This is a genomic window from Winogradskyella sp. ABM4_392, assembly GCF_056160445.1.
Genome location: NZ_JBSWXE010000001.1, coordinates 224011 through 241774 on the forward strand (window position 1 = coordinate 224011; position 17764 = coordinate 241774).

At 33.4% G+C, this 17764-nt stretch carries 11 protein-coding genes and 7 tRNA genes; 7 read left to right on the top strand and 11 right to left on the bottom strand.

Annotated elements, in window-relative coordinates; genetic code table 11:
- Positions 1-18: 18 nt before the first annotated feature.
- The 11 genes from ACXAFS_RS00845 to ACXAFS_RS00895 all read right to left on the bottom strand — a co-directional run bounded on the left by ACXAFS_RS00845 (position 19) and on the right by ACXAFS_RS00895 (position 7824).
- Positions 19-2190 carry an AAA family ATPase gene (locus ACXAFS_RS00845; RefSeq protein WP_475304680.1) on the bottom strand — a complete coding sequence of 724 codons (2172 nt, stop codon included), beginning with the start codon at positions 2188-2190 and terminating at the stop codon, positions 19-21.
- Positions 2166-3380, bottom strand: coding sequence for an ATP-binding protein (locus tag ACXAFS_RS00850; RefSeq protein WP_475304682.1), 1215 nt, complete (start codon positions 3378-3380; stop codon positions 2166-2168). The genes ACXAFS_RS00845 and ACXAFS_RS00850 overlap by 25 nt, the downstream gene beginning before the upstream one ends.
- 146 nt (positions 3381-3526) lie before the next feature.
- Complete coding sequence (locus ACXAFS_RS00855; protein ID WP_475304683.1) at positions 3527-4624, bottom strand: slipin family protein; 1098 nt, start codon at positions 4622-4624, stop codon at positions 3527-3529.
- Positions 4625-6311: 1687 nt separating this feature from the next.
- Positions 6312-6384 (bottom strand) — tRNA-Phe (locus ACXAFS_RS00860).
- 86 nt (positions 6385-6470) lie between these two features.
- Positions 6471-6541: transfer RNA gene (locus ACXAFS_RS00865), tRNA-Gln, on the bottom strand.
- A gap of 161 nt (positions 6542-6702) precedes the next feature.
- A tRNA-Leu gene (locus ACXAFS_RS00870) sits at positions 6703-6775 on the bottom strand.
- Positions 6776-6781: 6 nt separating this feature from the next.
- A tRNA-Met gene (locus ACXAFS_RS00875) sits at positions 6782-6854 on the bottom strand.
- A gap of 5 nt (positions 6855-6859) precedes the next feature.
- Positions 6860-6932: transfer RNA gene (locus tag ACXAFS_RS00880), tRNA-Glu, on the bottom strand.
- A 98-nt stretch (positions 6933-7030) separates the two neighbouring features.
- Positions 7031-7102, bottom strand: a tRNA-Asp gene (locus ACXAFS_RS00885).
- A gap of 5 nt (positions 7103-7107) precedes the next feature.
- Positions 7108-7189: transfer RNA gene (locus tag ACXAFS_RS00890), tRNA-Tyr, on the bottom strand.
- Positions 7190-7242: 53 nt separating this feature from the next.
- On the bottom strand, positions 7243-7824 hold the full coding sequence (locus ACXAFS_RS00895) for a hypothetical protein (protein ID WP_475304684.1): 582 nt from the start codon (positions 7822-7824) through the stop codon (positions 7243-7245).
- A 921-nt stretch (positions 7825-8745) separates the two neighbouring features.
- Between ACXAFS_RS00895 and ACXAFS_RS00900 the strand changes: the two genes are divergently transcribed.
- The 7 genes from ACXAFS_RS00900 (at position 8746) to ACXAFS_RS00930 (ending at position 17762) form a co-directional block, all read left to right on the top strand.
- Complete coding sequence (locus tag ACXAFS_RS00900) at positions 8746-9270, top strand: ferritin (RefSeq protein ID WP_475304685.1); 525 nt, start codon at positions 8746-8748, stop codon at positions 9268-9270.
- 62 nt (positions 9271-9332) lie between these two features.
- Positions 9333-9509 (top strand): hypothetical protein, encoded by a 177-nt coding sequence (locus tag ACXAFS_RS00905; RefSeq protein WP_475304686.1) that lies wholly within the window; start codon positions 9333-9335, stop codon positions 9507-9509.
- Between the two features lie 188 nt (positions 9510-9697).
- Positions 9698-11206, top strand: a complete 1509-nt coding sequence (locus ACXAFS_RS00910) for a sodium:solute symporter family transporter (protein WP_475304688.1) — start codon at positions 9698-9700, stop codon at positions 11204-11206.
- Positions 11181-12683, top strand: coding sequence for a class I adenylate-forming enzyme family protein (locus ACXAFS_RS00915; RefSeq protein ID WP_475304689.1), 1503 nt, complete (start codon positions 11181-11183; stop codon positions 12681-12683). The genes ACXAFS_RS00910 and ACXAFS_RS00915 overlap by 26 nt, the downstream gene beginning before the upstream one ends.
- A gap of 5 nt (positions 12684-12688) precedes the next feature.
- Positions 12689-13633: an alpha/beta fold hydrolase gene (locus tag ACXAFS_RS00920; protein WP_475304690.1), complete on the top strand. Its 945-nt coding sequence runs from the start codon at positions 12689-12691 to the stop codon at positions 13631-13633.
- Between the two features lie 71 nt (positions 13634-13704).
- Positions 13705-15120 (top strand): hypothetical protein, encoded by a 1416-nt coding sequence (locus ACXAFS_RS00925; RefSeq protein ID WP_475304692.1) that lies wholly within the window; start codon positions 13705-13707, stop codon positions 15118-15120.
- A 158-nt stretch (positions 15121-15278) separates the two neighbouring features.
- Positions 15279-17762: a TonB-dependent receptor gene (locus ACXAFS_RS00930; RefSeq protein ID WP_475304693.1), complete on the top strand. Its 2484-nt coding sequence runs from the start codon at positions 15279-15281 to the stop codon at positions 17760-17762.
- The last annotated feature ends 2 nt before the right edge of the window (positions 17763-17764 follow it).

Sequence of the window (17764 nt, forward strand, 5' to 3'; positions counted from 1 at the left end):
ATTCTAAAACCAAAAGCGCTAGTTAGTACTAGCGCTTTTTTTATTTGGCTTACTATCATTACGTTTATTCCTAAAATCTAAAATTTCTTTTTGGAAAAACTCTCTTCTTTCTTTTGGCAAGTTGTAAATAGCTTTTGGATTATTTTCAAGTACTATTTGCCTGAAAGTTTTTACAAACTCAATAGAAATCTTTAACTCTATTATATCTTTAAATTCTTTTGTTAAAAAGGTTTCCAAAATAGAGAATTTTTCATTCTGAATGTTTTTATCATGTTTCAATATTGAGATAATTATTTTACTCAATATTTCATAATCCATAACATCAAAATCTTTCAATAATTTTTTAGACTCCAAAACAACTTCATAATTTAAGTGAAAGTACTTCTTGGGTAATTCAAAATTATATGATAAAATCAAAAGTAATTTAGTTAATTCTTCTTTTGGATTTAACTTTAATGATTTTATTAGGATTTTTTTAGCTTTATTATAAGCGTCATTATGAATAAGCACACCACCAAAAACAGTAAACACCCTTGAATCTTCAATATCATAAGCAATGACTTTTTCAAGGATAGACTGCCACCAAACATAGTCTTTCGACGATAGAAGGATTATGTTAAGTATCTTGAATAAATCTTCCTTTATAGGATTTTGCTCTAGAGATTTATAAAGCGTATCAATGGCTTTATCGTAATCTTTGCTTAAAATGTACAGACTCAACAACAAATCATAATACTGGTAATTTTTGACACCTATTTTATCACTAACACCTTCTAAAACATATATTGCATCTTTAAATTTTCCTTCATCTATCAAGAGGTTAAACGTTTTTATAAGTTTTTTCCTAATTTCATCACTTATTGTTTTAGACTGAAGTTGCTGTTGAAGTTTAATCGCTTTATCTCTTGCTAATATCTCGAAGTTATATTGTCTTTTTTCTACTGGATCTAAACAATCTTTGAATATATTTGAAAAATGAGCTTTTTGGTCTTTTAGTTCATTCTTATCATAATAAAGAGCTAAAAAATCTATAAATAATGCGCTAATTCCTTCCTTATGTTCCCCTATTTCAATGCTTATTCTTAATAGAGGTTCTGAAATATCATATAATTTATTTCTTTTATCGTCTGGATCAACAATTGTATCTACCAATTTTTTCTTAGACAAATCACTTAATTGCTTAGAAAGAGATTTTGGGTCTATAAAACATTCTTTAGCAATGTCAACTCCTTGCTGAGGATTCTTTGCAAGGGCCAAGAATCGAATAATTTTTTGCTGTTGAGGAGGTTGGTAACGAATATAGGTTTCATAGTAAGGCTTTAAGTCATTCAATGTTTTGATAAACATTATTGAAAGATTGGAAAGTACATCAGATTTTAAGAATTCATAAAATGTAATAAGTAACCTATGGTTCCCTTTCACCAAAGTGTTAATTGCTTTTACTTGAGCTTTCCCCTTATTCTCTAGATGCTTAATAACATCATTCCTCTTTTCAATTCTAGCTAAAGCTTTTAATAACTGAAAGGATTCTTCTAAAGTTAGAGGTTTAATATTAATCTCATCAAAGAAGCCATAAAAAGGTTTATCCTCTTTTCCAATATCATCACTCAATGCTTGAGAAGTAGCAATAATACTTATTCGGTTATTTTCTTGAAGCCAATTTCTTAGCTTTGATTGCCCTTGTTGTTTTAAAGCATCAAGTATATCATTAAAATTTTCAGCTAAAATTAATAATGGTGTGCCACTTATATATTCTCTTATGATTCTTTCTATAGTATCTTCTTGTTGTGAATTGGGCGTTTCTTGTAATATCGCAAGTTGGCTCTTCAAAAAATCTGCATCTTGTTCATTCCATCTGATAAAGGCATTTAAGATTCTAACCATAAAATCTAAATAACCCGAGATACCATATTCCTCCTCTGCAAAATAGGCAACTTTTATTTTACCTTTTTTAATTTGAGGTTGTATTCTATTATGAAGCACACTGAGCATATGGGTTTTTCCTGTCCCTCGAGCTCCAATAATAAGAACTTGATGGTTAAGACCATCATTAGAAATATTTTTTACTCTGTTTTCTAATTGATTTACAATTTTCTCTCTTCCTACTAATAAAGCTTCAAGAATTTCTGGGTTAACACTTTTTGCACTAAATGAAAGCACAGAACCTAGGCCATGTTGATTTTCCACCATTTTTTTACTAGTTTATATTTGAATGAGTAATAGTTTGAATCGTCTTTAAATTCTTTAATTAAGTAGTTTTCAGAATGAAGTGTATAGAGACTGTTTTTAACCTTAGTCTTATCTAGCTTCAATTGCGTTATTATAGTTTTTTCATCAACTAAATCTTCTGAAACTGACAAAAAATCTAAGATATTAGCCATAGTAAGAGCTTCTTCTTCTGAGTAATAAATTCTTATTCGTTCTTCTAGTTGCTTCAATACTTTACTATATTGAGGTTCGTTTAATAAAACATAATAAGCTTTGTCTATGTTTTCTCTGCTAATTATATTATTACACTCATTCCTAATAATACTAAATAAGATATTTATATAAAAAGGAAGCTTTTCTGAATACAAGCATATCAATTCAAGTAGGTCATCTTTATTCTCACCTTTATCTATCTTAAAATCATCCAAAAGCAAACAACCACTAAGAAACATTGCTTCTTCTGTCTGCATTGCACCAATTGAAAACGGAAACATATCATTAAACGGCTCACCAGTATAAGCGTAATCTTCTTTGAGCTTTTTTAGCACTACTTGCATCCCAATAGATCCACAAATTACAAACCTTACATTCCCTTTGTCTTCTAATAACTGCCTATTTGCCCTGATTGTATCCAAAAACTCCTTAGCTTGTTCTGCTTTCCCATTCTGTATCCAATCCCATATCATTATTGGAAGCTCATCTAATATTAAAACTAATTTTTCTCCATCATCTTGGTCTCTGTTGGCAATGTCATGCAAACATGCTGTCAATGCTTCTTTCCATTTTGACTTCCACTCTGGTAACTTAAAACTTATTGCTCCAACATCCACCTCGTCTGGTTTAACACTATTATATATATTTCTAATGGAGTTCCATGCTATTTTTAATTTACCAAAGGGCTGCTCGACTCTTAGCTTTTCCATTAAGGTGTCAATAAGCTCATTAACATCTTTTTTACCTTGTAATGTAAAGTAAATTACTTTCTGATTTTCATGGGATAAATACGCATATTTCTTTAAAAACAAAGTTTTTCCCATTCTTCGCACCTCTTCAATAACCACGCTTTGCGCTTCTAAAGTCTTCTTAAGCCTTTCGATATCATTTTTTCTTCCAACAATTTTATCTTCCGGAATAGTTCCTTGTGTTGGTGATAATTTATAAATCTTACTCATATTATTTTGTTCACACGCAAATATACGACAAATTTATCTTACGACAAAATTATCGTACGATGTTTTTACCGTTCAATTCAAGGGTTGGAATTCTATTCTAAAACCAAAAGCGCTAGTTAGTACTAGCGCTTTTTTTGTACACCCACTTATTTTCCAGAGAAAATCTCTTTCAATTGTGTTACCATATTTCCATTGCCTGATACAGTGATTTCACCAATCTTTTCGGCAATTTTTTCAACATACTCCATTTCTTTTAGTTTGTACAACATATCATTCTCCTCCATCAACTTTGCTGTGTTTAACAAACTACGTGTAGAAGCTGTTTCTTCACGTCGCATAATAACATTGGCTTGTGCTTTTTTTTGTGCAACTAAAACCTGGTTCATAATATCCTTCATTTCACCAGTTAAAATCACATCTCTTATACCGCAGTTTATAACGGTAACACCTAACTTTGATGCGCTTGTTTTTACGTCTTCAAACACTGCTTCTGCAATATTATCTTTACGTTCTAGCAATTCATCTAAAGTGTAAGCACCAACATAAGCACGCAACACCAACTGCATTGTAATGTATAATTGCTTTTCGTAATCCTTGTTTTCTAAAAGTGCTTTTTCTACATCTTTAACTTTGTACTGTGTGTAAAAGTTGATACGAATAGCAGCTTTATCTTTAGTTAACAATTCTTGTCCTGCAATTTCTAATTGAAGCTGACGCAAATCGGTTTTAGCAATTTTTATAGAAGTATCATTTCTCCAGAAACGGTATGTACCACCTCCGAGTGTCTTTGTATATACATCGTCTACTAACAGTACCGCTTTTTCGTAAGCAGCAACTTCAAAAGTTCTGATGTATTTGTTGACTTCATAATTGCTGAAAAGCGACTTATCTAAGTTTTCAGTAATGTAAATTTTGCTTAAATCTACACGTACGTACTCACGCTCAATCAGACCTTTCCAGAACACATAACGACCAGCGGTTAGGACATTTTTAAAGTTTCCTTTTTCGTAAAGTAAAACAATCTCTCCGTCCTTTACCTCTACCACATCTAACATAGCAGCTAAAACCTCATCTTTTAAAAGAACTTCTAATGCTATTGGTGCAGTAAAACTAGTGCTCAAATCATACATTAGTACACGCTGGTTAAAACCTAACCAGTGCAAACCTTCAGTAATTACTCTAACGTAATCACCATTTTTGAATACCAAACCTACTTTTCCGGCATTAATTCTTACTCGTAACATCGTTTTTAGTTTTTAATTAAACATCATCTTTGCCAACTAAGGCGAATTGGTAATACTTGTAACGGACGGATTACCAGCTTCAAAATAGTATTGACGAGTTCAACACTTTTTTTGAAGTTTATCTTTATTTCAAATTTTATTTTTTAAAAAAACAGCAGATTGCAAATCATCTCGTCTCCACGGAATTACTCATAGTAACCTCAGCCATAATCAGTGCGATGACAGCGAGCTAAAAAAGGAAATCATATTGATTTTGTCTTTTAACCTTTAGTCATAACAGTAACTATTTTTGAAATTACAAATCAGTAATTCAAAGTACATCTGAGATTGCTTATTATTGAACACTAATAGTTACTATTAAAGCCAATCTACAATCTACTATTTCGTCATTTTTATTGAGTAGTGTGACGGACTACTTGTCTATCAGTTTCATAAGATGATAAGCTTAGATCCTACGTTATAAGCGTAGTGCTCTACCGTTGAGCTACTCATTCTTAAATGAGATCGGATTCGAACCGACAACACCTAAAGAGACATTCTTTAAAGAATGCCAACTGTTCGCTAGAACCAAAATCTAGTGCGTTTCCATTTCCGCCATATCCGAAACCGGATAGTGGGACTCGAACCCACATGAACTGATGGTTTTTATTTTGGTAAAAAACCGAACCTTCAAGTCTAGTTGAACATAAAAACGAGATACATCTCTGCATCGCATTATGCAATAGTGCCATACCGAAACACCCAACAAGACCAGCTTGATATTTTTAAAAAAAGCGTTCTGAGAATACCTTCGCTTTAGGATAAACTTTCCTAGGATTATAGCCGTAGCCCTTCCCTAGTTTTCCACGCGCTTCTCATTGCTTAGAGAATTACGTACTTATCCGATGCCTTAATACATTGTAACCGTTCGGCAACTTAGACTTGGCCTGCATAGTGGCTTAACACCACGCTTTGCAATTACAAGGGTTGGCTCCCTCACCATTCATAGACGTCCTCTCTTGAGGCGGCCTATTAGAATGTTTACCGCACAATAAAGGCTTGCGACCTCTACCGCCCCATATATTTCAATGGGTTTAGGCAACTACTAACTGCTACAATGTCCGAAGTCTTTTGCTTTTCGCTGTATCTAAAGTACAGTGCTCTACCAATTGAGCTATATCCCTTTTCGGTTTGGACACTAGGACTCGAACCTAGACTTAAAACTTTGACCTAGAAGAAGGGCTTCGGAAATGGCTTCGTAGATTTTAGCCTACAAAATACCAACCTTCTCCTTGTGTGTTTCCCAACACACGGTAAGTTAAGTCGCCGAACTGTTTCCAATCGGGCAACTTTTATACTGCAATACGCTCCGCAAGGTTGGATGACCTTAACGTAACCCATTACTACAACTTTTCCTATTGATGTCTCCACCTCAAGCCTCTTTAAGATTGGCTATAGATTCTTAAAATACCTCAGCAGTCGCCCCTAGTAATTAGTAACCTACGTTTGTTGCTTGCTTACATGCACTATTTTCTGAAGAAAACAGTCTCCATTTGCAGTGCCTGCAAACAGATTTATCCTTGTTACCAAGTTTATCTAAGGACGATAAGCCGCCCCAACATTCAACAATAAAAATTGAGAGTGCTGATTTTTTTTTAATGATGAAACTTATTATCTAAGTCTCATACAATGTCAATGAACTTTGTTGTGGAACAGACAGGGCTCGAACCTATATCGCCAGATCTTCAATCTGGTGCATTGACCATCTTTGCTACTGTTCCAAAGTTTTAGTGCCTATCAAGATTCGAACTTGATCTAGGTGGATATACCTCCTGTGCGAGCCATTACACTATAGACACTTTTTTTGATAACCTGAATGGATTTGAACCATTACCTCAAGAGTCAAAGTCTTGAATGCTGCCATTACACCACAGGTTAATATTGCAAGCTCAATAGGTTTCGAACCCATACCTCAAAGTCCGTAGCTTTGAATGCTATCCATTACACCATAAGCTTATTGTACTCCACCCAAGACTCGAACTTAGACTTAAAGGTGCTTAAAACCTTTGCCTATTCCTTTTGGGCTAGTAGAGCTTCAGTACAGGAAGAGAGATTCGAACTCCCAATTTCTCGATTCTAAATCAAGTGCGTTTACCATTTCGCCATTCCTGCAAATTGTTGAGATACTAGGATTCGAACCTAAACTTTTCGCCTTATGAGAGCGATGCTCTGCCAATTAAGCTATATCTCAATTTGTACTCCGTAAGGGAATTGAACCCTTAATTCCACATAGAAAGTGTGGCGTCCTAAACCATTTGACCAACGGAGCAAAGTGGAGAGCAAAGGAATTGAACCTTCATTACCAAAAAGGTAAACTTACTTAGCAGGTAAGCGCAACAAACCAATATTTGCCTACTCTCCAAACTGCAGTACCGACGAGACTCGAACTCGCAACTTCTCGGGAGACAACCGAGTGCTCTACCATTGAACTACGATACTAGTTGTGGGAATCATAGGATTCGAACCTATTAAGCCTATGCATCAGTTTTACAGACTGACTCCACTCTCCTACTTGGACGCATTCCCATTAAATCGGCAAACCGAGATTTGCCGATTTGTTTATTCTCCTTTCTTTTTAATTACAATAAATTATTCAACCGATTCTGAAACCAACTTTTTGGTTGTGCTTCAGTCTCTTTTTTGGCTTGATTTTCTAATATTCTGTTTTCGTTTGCCTGTGCTTTTCTTTTCTTTTTTACACGAGACAACACATTATCAACAAAACTTATAAAATCATCATTCAACGCTAATTGCTTTGCTTCTTTTAAAGCACGTTCTGCGTCTTCAAACTGAGTCATACTCTCAAACAATTGGCCTTGTGCCAATGATATACCAGCCTTATCTATACCTTTTACGGTCTTCGCAAAATCAATAACTTTTTGAGCTTCTTCAAAGTCCTCGTTATTAGTTAATAACCGTATGTAATCTGGATAAATATCTGTTAAATCCAATCTGCTCGCCAAGGCACTTTCGTAATATGTCTTAGCTGTTTCGTAATCACCCAATTGTTCTGCATATACTTTTGCCATTAAGTGCAACGCTTTAGCATTTTCTGGGTCGTAAGACAAAGCGTAGTGTAATGCTTCTACTGCTTTTTCTAATTCCCAAGGGTAAGCTTCAATTGCTCTAAACAAGTGTATGTTCTGTAATATATTTCCCATTTTTCTCTTTATTCAATAGTTAATACTGTCTTAAATGCATCGTTTAAAATGATGCCTTTAAAACTGTTTGTATTTGATTAAATCTTAATGTTGAGACATAAAAAAATCCGAAACAGTTTTATTGCTTCGGATTTTTTTCTGGAAGATGATCTGCCTATTTATAAGCAGATTTTTCAGAAATATACCGAAGCCATTTTTTATATGACTCGAGGTCACGTCCAACCATGCTTGTTGGTTGGTTAAAATTTTGAATTGCTATACAATGCTTTAGCATGGCTTCTTGTTTTTGTTTTTATTGTTTTAAATGCAAATCTGTTTGTTTGATTCTGCGGTGCAAATATAAAGTTGAATTTTTGAAACTTCCAAATAAAATTTAAATTTAATTTATTGATTATCAGTTATTTATGCTTGAATTTAAACAAAGAAAATCCTGTCCGCATTATGCAGATACTTGAAGGTTTTTCGCAAACGTTTGTCTCCCAATTGCTTAATCTTCAAAGCCTATATTTTAGTTTTTAAAATCTTGTTTCAATTAGTTTCGATTTTTTTTTCAGTTTTCATGTTTATTTCTATCAATCGCTTTGTTTTTAGATAAAAAAAGCGCCCAATTTCTTGGACGCTTGTAATCTATTATAATGGTTTAGGTCTAAATCATCTTTTAATGATGACTAAAATAGATACATAACGTCCTTAATCGTTGAAATAATTCGATACTATTTCCACGATAATCCCACTGACACATCAGTGATTTTGGTGCTCTATGTACTATTGTTGTTCTCATTAGTGCTACAAATATGAAATAATTATGACGTAAAATCAAAAATCAAGTCCAAATTAGATTAAATCTGAATAATCAATATCACCAACTATTAACTAAGTTTTAAGTTATTAGTTATTATTTTTATAAAAAACTAAAGGGTTATGTTATCAAAATCAATAGAAGCAGCATTAAATAAACAAATACGTATTGAGGCAGAATCGTCTCAGGTATATTTAGCAATGGCTGTTTGGGCCGAAGTAAAAGGATTGGAAGGCATCTCAAATTTTATGTACGATCAGTCTGATGAAGAGCGTGAGCATATGCTAAAGCTCGTAAAATTTGTTAATGAGCGTGGTGGGCATGCACATATTTCGGAATTAAATGCACCTAATGTAACTTTTGATTCGTTTCAGGAAATGTTTCAAAAACTACTTGAACATGAAGTTTTTGTCTCCGAGAGTATTAATGAGCTTGTCCATATATCTCTACAAGAAAAAGACTATGCCACACACAACTTCTTACAGTGGTATGTTGCTGAGCAAATTGAAGAAGAGGCTGTAGCCAGAACTATCTTAGACAAAATAAATATGATTGGAGATGATAAAGGAGGCCTTTATTTATTTGACAGAGATATACAGCAATTAACCGTAAGCTCTGCCGCTCAGACACCTGGACCAGGTATTTAGTGTTAAAGTTTATTTAGAACAAATTAAAATAGTTATTTTTGCCCAGTTGATTTTTAGTCAATATGGGCAAAAAGAAAAAAGATAAGAAGCTTAAAAAAGACCGCATTAAAGTTCTTGAAACTTCTGGTATAGAAACTTTAGGTAAAGTAAAGTCTAAATGCTGCAAGAAATACAAAAAGGCAGAACACAAACGTTGCAAAAAGTGCCCTTGCTTTGATCTTCTTAAAAAAGTAGCTTAGAAAGAACTTACTAAGCTAATTTTTGATTCCTAACTTCCCAAAAGTCACACCTTAAAAAATATTCTATTTTTATGTAATTTTTAATTTAAAACCTTTTTTTTAATTGAAAGTCGCACTACAATTATATCAAAACACAATCTATAACAATTAGATTTCTATTTTATTTGTTAGTGAGACACTTTTAAAATATGATAGCATCAGACCAATGGGTAACCTACATGTGTATTTTACTAGCAGTTTATGCTTTAGTTATACTCTATTTTGTAGTTCGTGGAGCACGCAAAAACACAGATATTAAAGACTATGCTGTCGGTAATTTAGGTTTTCCGGCTTGGGTAGTTGGTTTGTCTTTAGCAGCTTCTATGACGAGTGCAGCCACGTTTATAATCAATCCTGGTTTTATTGCGCTTTACGGTTTTTCTGGTATTATTTCTTTTGCAATTGTTTTACCTATTGCTGCTTTTATTTCGCTTATTGTTTTTACTAAAGGTTTTGTAAAGCAAGGAAATGCAGTAAAGGCAACCACCATGGCACAGTGGATTGGCAAACGCTATAACAGTAAAAACTATGCCTTTTTCTTCGGAATTATAGCCTTGCTTTTAATCACTTTTATTGTGTTGATTAATGTAGGATTAACGCAGGTTATTTCTAAAGCATTGAACGCAGATCCTTTTTATGTTTTACTTTCTATCACAGCTTTTGTATTTGGTTATATGATGTTTGGTGGCGCCAACTCTATGGTTTATACCAATACTATTCAAGCTATAATTATGTTTATTGTCGCTTTGATTTTAATAGGTTCTGGTTGGGAGTTCTTTTCAGGAGGTATAAGTGGTATAGTAGAAAAACTCAACGCAATTGATCCTAACTTAACCAAACCAACTAACGAAAGTAGCTTTCTTTTTAGAGATTATTTTGAAATTATAATAACCCAAATAATTATTGGTGTGGCAGTGGTTTGCCAGCCTCATATTATTACTAAATCACTTTTACTAAAAGATTCTAGTAAAATAAATAGCTATTTATTTAGTGGTATTGTTTTTATGATTGTATTCTTTTTGGTTGTTGTTGTTGGTTTGTATGCAAGAATCAGTTTTCCTGATTTTATGGTTGACGGCAACACATTAAAAATGGATGAAATTATTCCAACCTATGTGGTTACCAAGTTTTCGGTTGGTGTAGGTTTAATAATTGTTGTTGGCTTAATTTCAGCAGGACTTTCAACTTTAGAAAGTTTAATTCAATCATTATCCATCACTATTACTTCAGATATTATTGATCCTATTTCAAAACATAAGCTAGGAAACAAAACTATAATGGTAAATAAAATAGTGATTGTAGGTCTGGCAATTGTGAGTTTTGTTTTAAGCTGGCAACAAATTAAGTCGCCAGATGTAAGCGTAGCTATTTTTGCTCAAAATGGTGTTTATGCCTATTTCGCCGCAGCTTTTGTTCCTGTCTTATTCGGTACATTCTTAAAAAATGTAAGCACACGCTCAGTACTTATAGCCAGTATTACAGCAATTGTAGTGCACTTTGGCATTTACTACGGAAGATTAACACCATACATGCAAGAACCTGTAAACAATCCTGGAGTATCTGCTGCTATCGGAATTGTTTCTTCGTTAATTATAGGATTCGTATTTTACAAACTAGATTTAAACAAACAACGTGAACACGCTAGACTGGACAGCTAAATGGGCAGATTACACGCCAAATAAAATTGCACTTACCTCTTACGATAGTGGTGAGCAATATTCATTTAGCGATCTTAATACTTACGCTAATCGTTTAGCAGAAAAGTTTAAAAGAATAGGACTGCAAGAAGGAGATAGAGTCGCCATTTTAGCAGAACATGGCTTAGAATATATTGTGCTATTTGTAGCTTGTCAGCGTCTTGGAATTATTCTGGTGCCTTTGAATTACAGGTTTCCAGTTAACGAAATTCAGAAGCTGATTTTAGACTGTACTCCTACCCTTTTTATTTATAGTAATAATCATTTTGAAAAATTTGAAGAGCTTAATATTACAAGCAACCACATCTTCAATATTAAAGATGTAAGACATTTTTATCTTGATGACACTATAAATGTTGAACCTAGAACATACAAAATAAAGGAAAGTAGTCCGTTATTTATATTCTATACTTCTGGTACAACAGGTAGACCAAAAGGTGTCATCTACACCAATAAAATGCTATTTTGGAATAGCTTGAATACGTCTATGCAATTGGGAATTACGTTTAGAGATTCTACCATAAACACGCTTCCACCCTATCATACTTCAGGTTGGAATGTATTCTTAACACCATTGTTGCATAAAGGAGCACATATTGGAATGCTAGAAAAATTTGACCCTAAAAAGGTACTTCAGCTTTTAGAAGCCAATAAAACAACACTTTTTATGGCATTGCCGACTATGTTGTTAATGATGCAAAAAGATCCAAGTTTTAAAGCCATTAGCTTAAAAAAATTACGATACATAATCTCTGGAGGCGAAAAGGTCCCACCAGAATTAGTGTCACACTGGAAAACCGAAAAGAACATTTACATAAGGCCTGGTTATGGCCTCACAGAAGCAGGTCCTAGTATTACTTCGCTTCATCATAAAATGGCACAATTAAAACCTAACTCCATAGGAAAACCCAACTTTTATCTCGAAACTAAAATTGTAGATAAAAACGGTAAAGTTGTAAAAAATAACACGATTGGTGAGCTCTGTATTAAAGGAAACATTGTAACTCCTGGTTACTGGAACAATTCAGTAAAAACCAATAACAACATTAAAAGAAGTTGGTTGTTTACAGGTGATTTTGCCTATAGAGATCATGAAGGCTATCTTTACATAAAAGGGCGTAAAAATGACATGTATATCTCGGGTGGAGAAAACATTTACCCTCAAGAAATTGAAACACATCTCGAAGCTCTTGATGGTATTAAAAAAGCAGTTGTGCTAAGCGTGAAAGACGAAAAATGGGGAGAATGTGGCATTGCTTTTGTAACCTCTACCAATAAAGCGTTAACAGCTCAAGATATTAGAGCGCTTTTAAAAGAGAGACTAGTCTCTTTTAAACATCCTAAATATATCTTTTTCTTAGACGATATTCCATTAACAAGTATCGGTAAAGTCTCAAGAAAAAAATTATTGAAATATTTCAATTCGGTAAAAACATAACACAGATGAAACAACTAAAATTAGTTCTATTATTCACACTAATTAGCACTTCAATTTTTTCACAGCAAGAAACAAAACCCATGAAAGAAGTCCTTTCAGAATACAAGTTCGAAACAAAATCAATCACCTTAGATAGTTTAAATATTAGCTATGTAAAGGAAGGTAATGGAGAAAAAACACTATTGTTTTTGCATGGCTTAAGTAGTAATTCTGATGCGTGGTCTAAAAACATTGAAGCCTTAAGTAAAAACTACACGTGTATTGCTTTGGATTTACCTGGCTATGGCAAGTCTTCTAAACCAAAAGCAGACTATACATCTACATTTTTTGCTGATGTTACTTACCAATTTCTGCAAAAATTAAAATTGAAAAACGTTGTTTTAGTGGGTCACTCTATGGGAGGGCAAGCCAGTGTAAAACTTGCAACTACTCACCCAAATGTTATTGATAAACTCATCTTGGTAGCACCTGCTGGTTTGGAGAAGTTTACTAAAACCGAAGGTGATATGATAAAAAACATCTACACTTCAGATATGGTAAAACATACCACAGATGAACAAATAAGAAAAAATTATGCCCTGAATTTTTATAAGCAACCCGAAGATGTTTCTAAAATGATTGAAGACAGAATAAAGATAAAGTCCTCTTCTGACTTTGATGCACATTGCGAAGCCATTGTAAAAAGTGTTTCTGGCATGATTGACGATCCTGTTTTTGAAGATTTAAAAGATATCAGCCAAAAGACATTAGTCATTTTTGGAAAAAACGATATGCTTATTCCAAATCGTTATTTTCACCCTACTTTATCAGTGGAAAAAGTTGGCGAAATTGCTGAAGAACAAATCAAATCGATAACTGTAAAATACATTGATGAATCTGGTCATTTTGTTCAATTTGAAAAACCTGAAGACGTTAATTTATTAATCAAAGAATTTGTAAAAGAGGATTAATTATTAATCATATAGCGAAAATGATAATGAGATGTTCCATGTGACCATTGAAAAACAATAAATATTAACACTTGAAACAGAAACTCAAAAAATTTACAGAGTTTAGTAAAACCATTCTGCCTCACGAGGCTAATTACCTTAAGTCCGTAATCCAATTTACTGACGACGAAAAACTTAAAATTATAAATCTTTTAATTTCTAACGCTTTATCTAAGTTAGAATTTAAAGATTTTGATACTGCAATTAACAAAAGAAAGTATTCCTACATTAAGGACTGGGTAGAAAAAAAGCTAGCCAATATAGATGTAGATGCCACTATAGACTGGCTAATTACCCTAAAAAAGAAAATACTCACAGACGCTATTACCTCAACTGAGGAACTAGAGTTTCTTCAGTATGTAATACAGTATAAAACTGTTGAATATAATTTTCAAAGTCTTTACGGACTTGCTAAAGAATACAAATCTTATTTATTGGTAAGAATGCGCTACAAAGACCATGAGATCATCGCAGATTTTTTGAACAATTACGAATCAGCCTATAAAAAATCTATTGCCATACATGAAAAACTCTATGCAGCAACAACCGAAATCACAAACCAATATACACTAAATAACAACGAAACCAAGCACTTAGAATCTTGGCTTTTCGAAGTTTTTAATGACGAAAATCTTGATGGCAAAAACAGGTATCAAGCCTTTGTTTTATTAGCTTTTATGTACACGAATTATAATGAGAACGACAAGTTAAAGTCTTTATTCGATGAGATAGATGTTCATTTTAGTAAAGGCGAAATGTACTCCAGACGTCTACTCTCAAATTATTATGCCAGTAGAGTGTTACTACATTCTAAACAAAATGAATTTAAGGAAGCAGAATATTACGGATACCTCTCTATTCGTCAAAACAATAATGACACTTTGATGTATGTAAATAATCTGGCAGCTATTCTACTTCGTAATGGCAATCCAAAACAAGCTTTTACCCTTTTTGAAAACTATAAAGACTTGTATAGAGATGTCCACAATTACCACCAAAAAATTGGTTTTTGTTCGTATTTAATCAGAATTCATGCTGAATTAGGTAAAGCAGAACTCGCAGAAGCCACTGCTAAAACCTTTCTAAAAAAATATAAAAATGAAGTACTTCAACATCGTTGGCATCATTTTTTCACATCTTATATTAATATTTTAATTGCTGAAGAAAAGTATGATGAAGTCTTAAAATTGTCTTCAAAATTCAACCTTATTGAAAGAGAAAAAGAACGTTCAAGAAAAATAAATTATGTGCCAAATGTTTCATGGAGTATTTCGCTTTCGAGATATATGGAAGGTAAAATAAATTCAGATCGTTTGCTTGATGAAATCAAAGAACCGCTAAAGCATATTCAACCTACTTTAAACCAAAAACAATTGATGTTTAAGGTTATAGATAAGCTATCTAACAACCTTCCTGAAGCGTTTTTAAAGCTAAAGTCACACATCTAAAAATATTATTTAAATCTCTGTTTTACAGACGATTAAATTATTTTTATTTTTAAATCTTTAGAAAAAGTCACATTTTATTACTCACTTTTTTAAGCGTACATGTTTACGATTTCATAATAGATTGCAGTAAAATGTAACTAAACAACTAATCTATAATCATGAAAAAATTATTACTATTACTAACCTTTATTGGCTCTCTGTTGGCTGGTGCTCAAAACACCGGAAAAATAGAAGGGAAAATAACTCTTGAGGATGGTATGCCATTATCTGGTGCCACTGTTTACATTAAATCTTTAGACAAAGGAACTGTAACTGATTTTGATGGAAAATATACCATTGATGATGTTGCCGAAGGCAGTTACGATATTTCCTTTTCCTATGTTGGATTTGAAACTATAACTCAAAGTGTTACGGTTTCAGCAGGACAAACCACAACTACTAACGTTTCTTTAAAAGAATCTGACAGTATGCTAAATGAAGTAATTATCACTTCGAGCAAGCAACCACAAAAAATAACAGACGTGCCAGCATCTGTAAGTGTTATTAGAGCAAAAGATATACAAGAATTTCCAAGCTTTAATATTGGTGAGCTCGCTGCAAGACAAAAAGGTGTGGATTTTGTGCGTACAGGTGTTTTAGGAACTGGTATAAACATAAGGGGTTTTAACTCTGCTTTTAACTCTAAAAATCTTCAAGTTACGGACGATCGAATTTCTATGTTAATTGCAACAGGTTTACCATTTGGTACATTTTCTACAGTAACAAAAGATGATATAGAGCGCGTAGAAATACTTTTAGGACCAAACGGAACACTATATGGGCCGAATGCTCACAACGGTTTAGTAAGTACTATTACAAAAAACCCAAGAACATCAGAAGGAACTACCTTAGTTTTTGGTGGAGGTAGCCAAAACGTTATCACTGGTCGTTTACGTCATGCTCAGGTAATTAATGATAAGCTGTCTTACAAAGTACATTTAGAAAGAACAGCTGGTAGAGAATTTCAGTATGTAGATTCTGTATATGTTGGCACAACAGCTTACACAGAGAAGAATCTAGATAGAGATTTTGACATATTAAGATATGGAGGTGCAGTACACTATAAAACAGGTAAAAAATCAGAATTAATAGGATATTATGGGCACAGTAACAATACTAATTTAGGTGTTACTAATGCTGGTAGAAACCAAATAAAAGACTGGACTATGGATTTAGCTCAGTTAAAATTTGTATCAGATCGTTTCTTTGCAAATGCATATTATACTTGGAGTAGAACTGATGAAACCTACGCTATAAACCAACGTACACAAAACTACGTGTCCTTCATTGAGAACGGTTTTTCTGAAGAAGAATCTTGGAGACGTGCGTTATATGAGCAATGGGTACCTGCTTTTGGTATAGCTATTCCTAGAGGAGCTTTGTTCAAAGATGCTTCAGAGCGTTTTAATGCAGAAGCCCAATACAACAATAATTGGGGAGATTTTTATCTTACTGTTGGCGCTCAATATCAAAAAGATATGGCAGACTCAGAGGGCACTTATTTGTTAGATCAAGATGGTCCTATAGAGATTGCTCAAACAGGTGTTTATGGCCAATTTGAATATAAAATGGATTCTGGGTGGAATTTCTTGTTAGGTTTACGTGCTGACAACCACGACTTATATGGCACAAACTTTCTACCAAAAGCTGCGATTACAAAATCTATAGATGCTGGTACATTTAGATTAACTTACGGACGCGGTATGGCAGTACCATCTATCCTAAACCTAAAAGGAAACTTATTTGGAGGATTAGTTTTGGGTAATGGAGAAGGTTTTACATTAAGTAACGATACAAAAATAGATCCATTAGAAGTAGAAACCATTAATTCTTTTGAGCTAGGTTTTAAAGGTCAATTATCCGATAGATTATTTTTAGACACAAGTGTTTACTACAATATGTCAGAAAATTTCATAAGTCCGCTACGTAATATTGTAGATGCAGCCAATAATGTTTTTGCTACTCATATTGGCGATACTCCAATAGACGAGGTTTCGCCTGGAGCTAGTGCTTCACCATTTTTGCTAACCTATAGCAATTTTGGTAGTGTAGATACCTATGGATTAGATATTGGTTTAAATTACTATTTCTCAGATGCAGTAAGAGCATCACTTAATTATTCTTACTTTGGAAGAAGTTTAGATACTGATGACTTAGCAAACGATGGCAACTTAGATGGTGTGGTTTTAGAAAGCGAATTACCAATTAATACACCTGCAAACAAGCTTAACTTAGGCTTACATTATACTAAGAACAAATTTTATGGAGCTGTTTATGGTCGCTGGATAGAGGACTACGATTTCTTCTCTGGGATAAATGTAGCTGCAGAAACTCAAGATTTAGATGGAGATGGCATAAATGAGATTGTTGAAAATGCTCAAGTAGGAAGAACATGGAACTATGGTCCTTTAGGTGGATTTGTTATTGATGCCAATTTAGGATATAGCCTCAACGACAATGTATCTTTTGGTTTAAATGTAACCAACCTGTTTGACACTGATATGAGAGAGTTTGTGGCATCACCTGCTATAGGACGTTTAATTTCATTTGAACTTAAATACAACGTTAACTTTTTTAAAAACAGAAAAAATAACGACGATTAAGT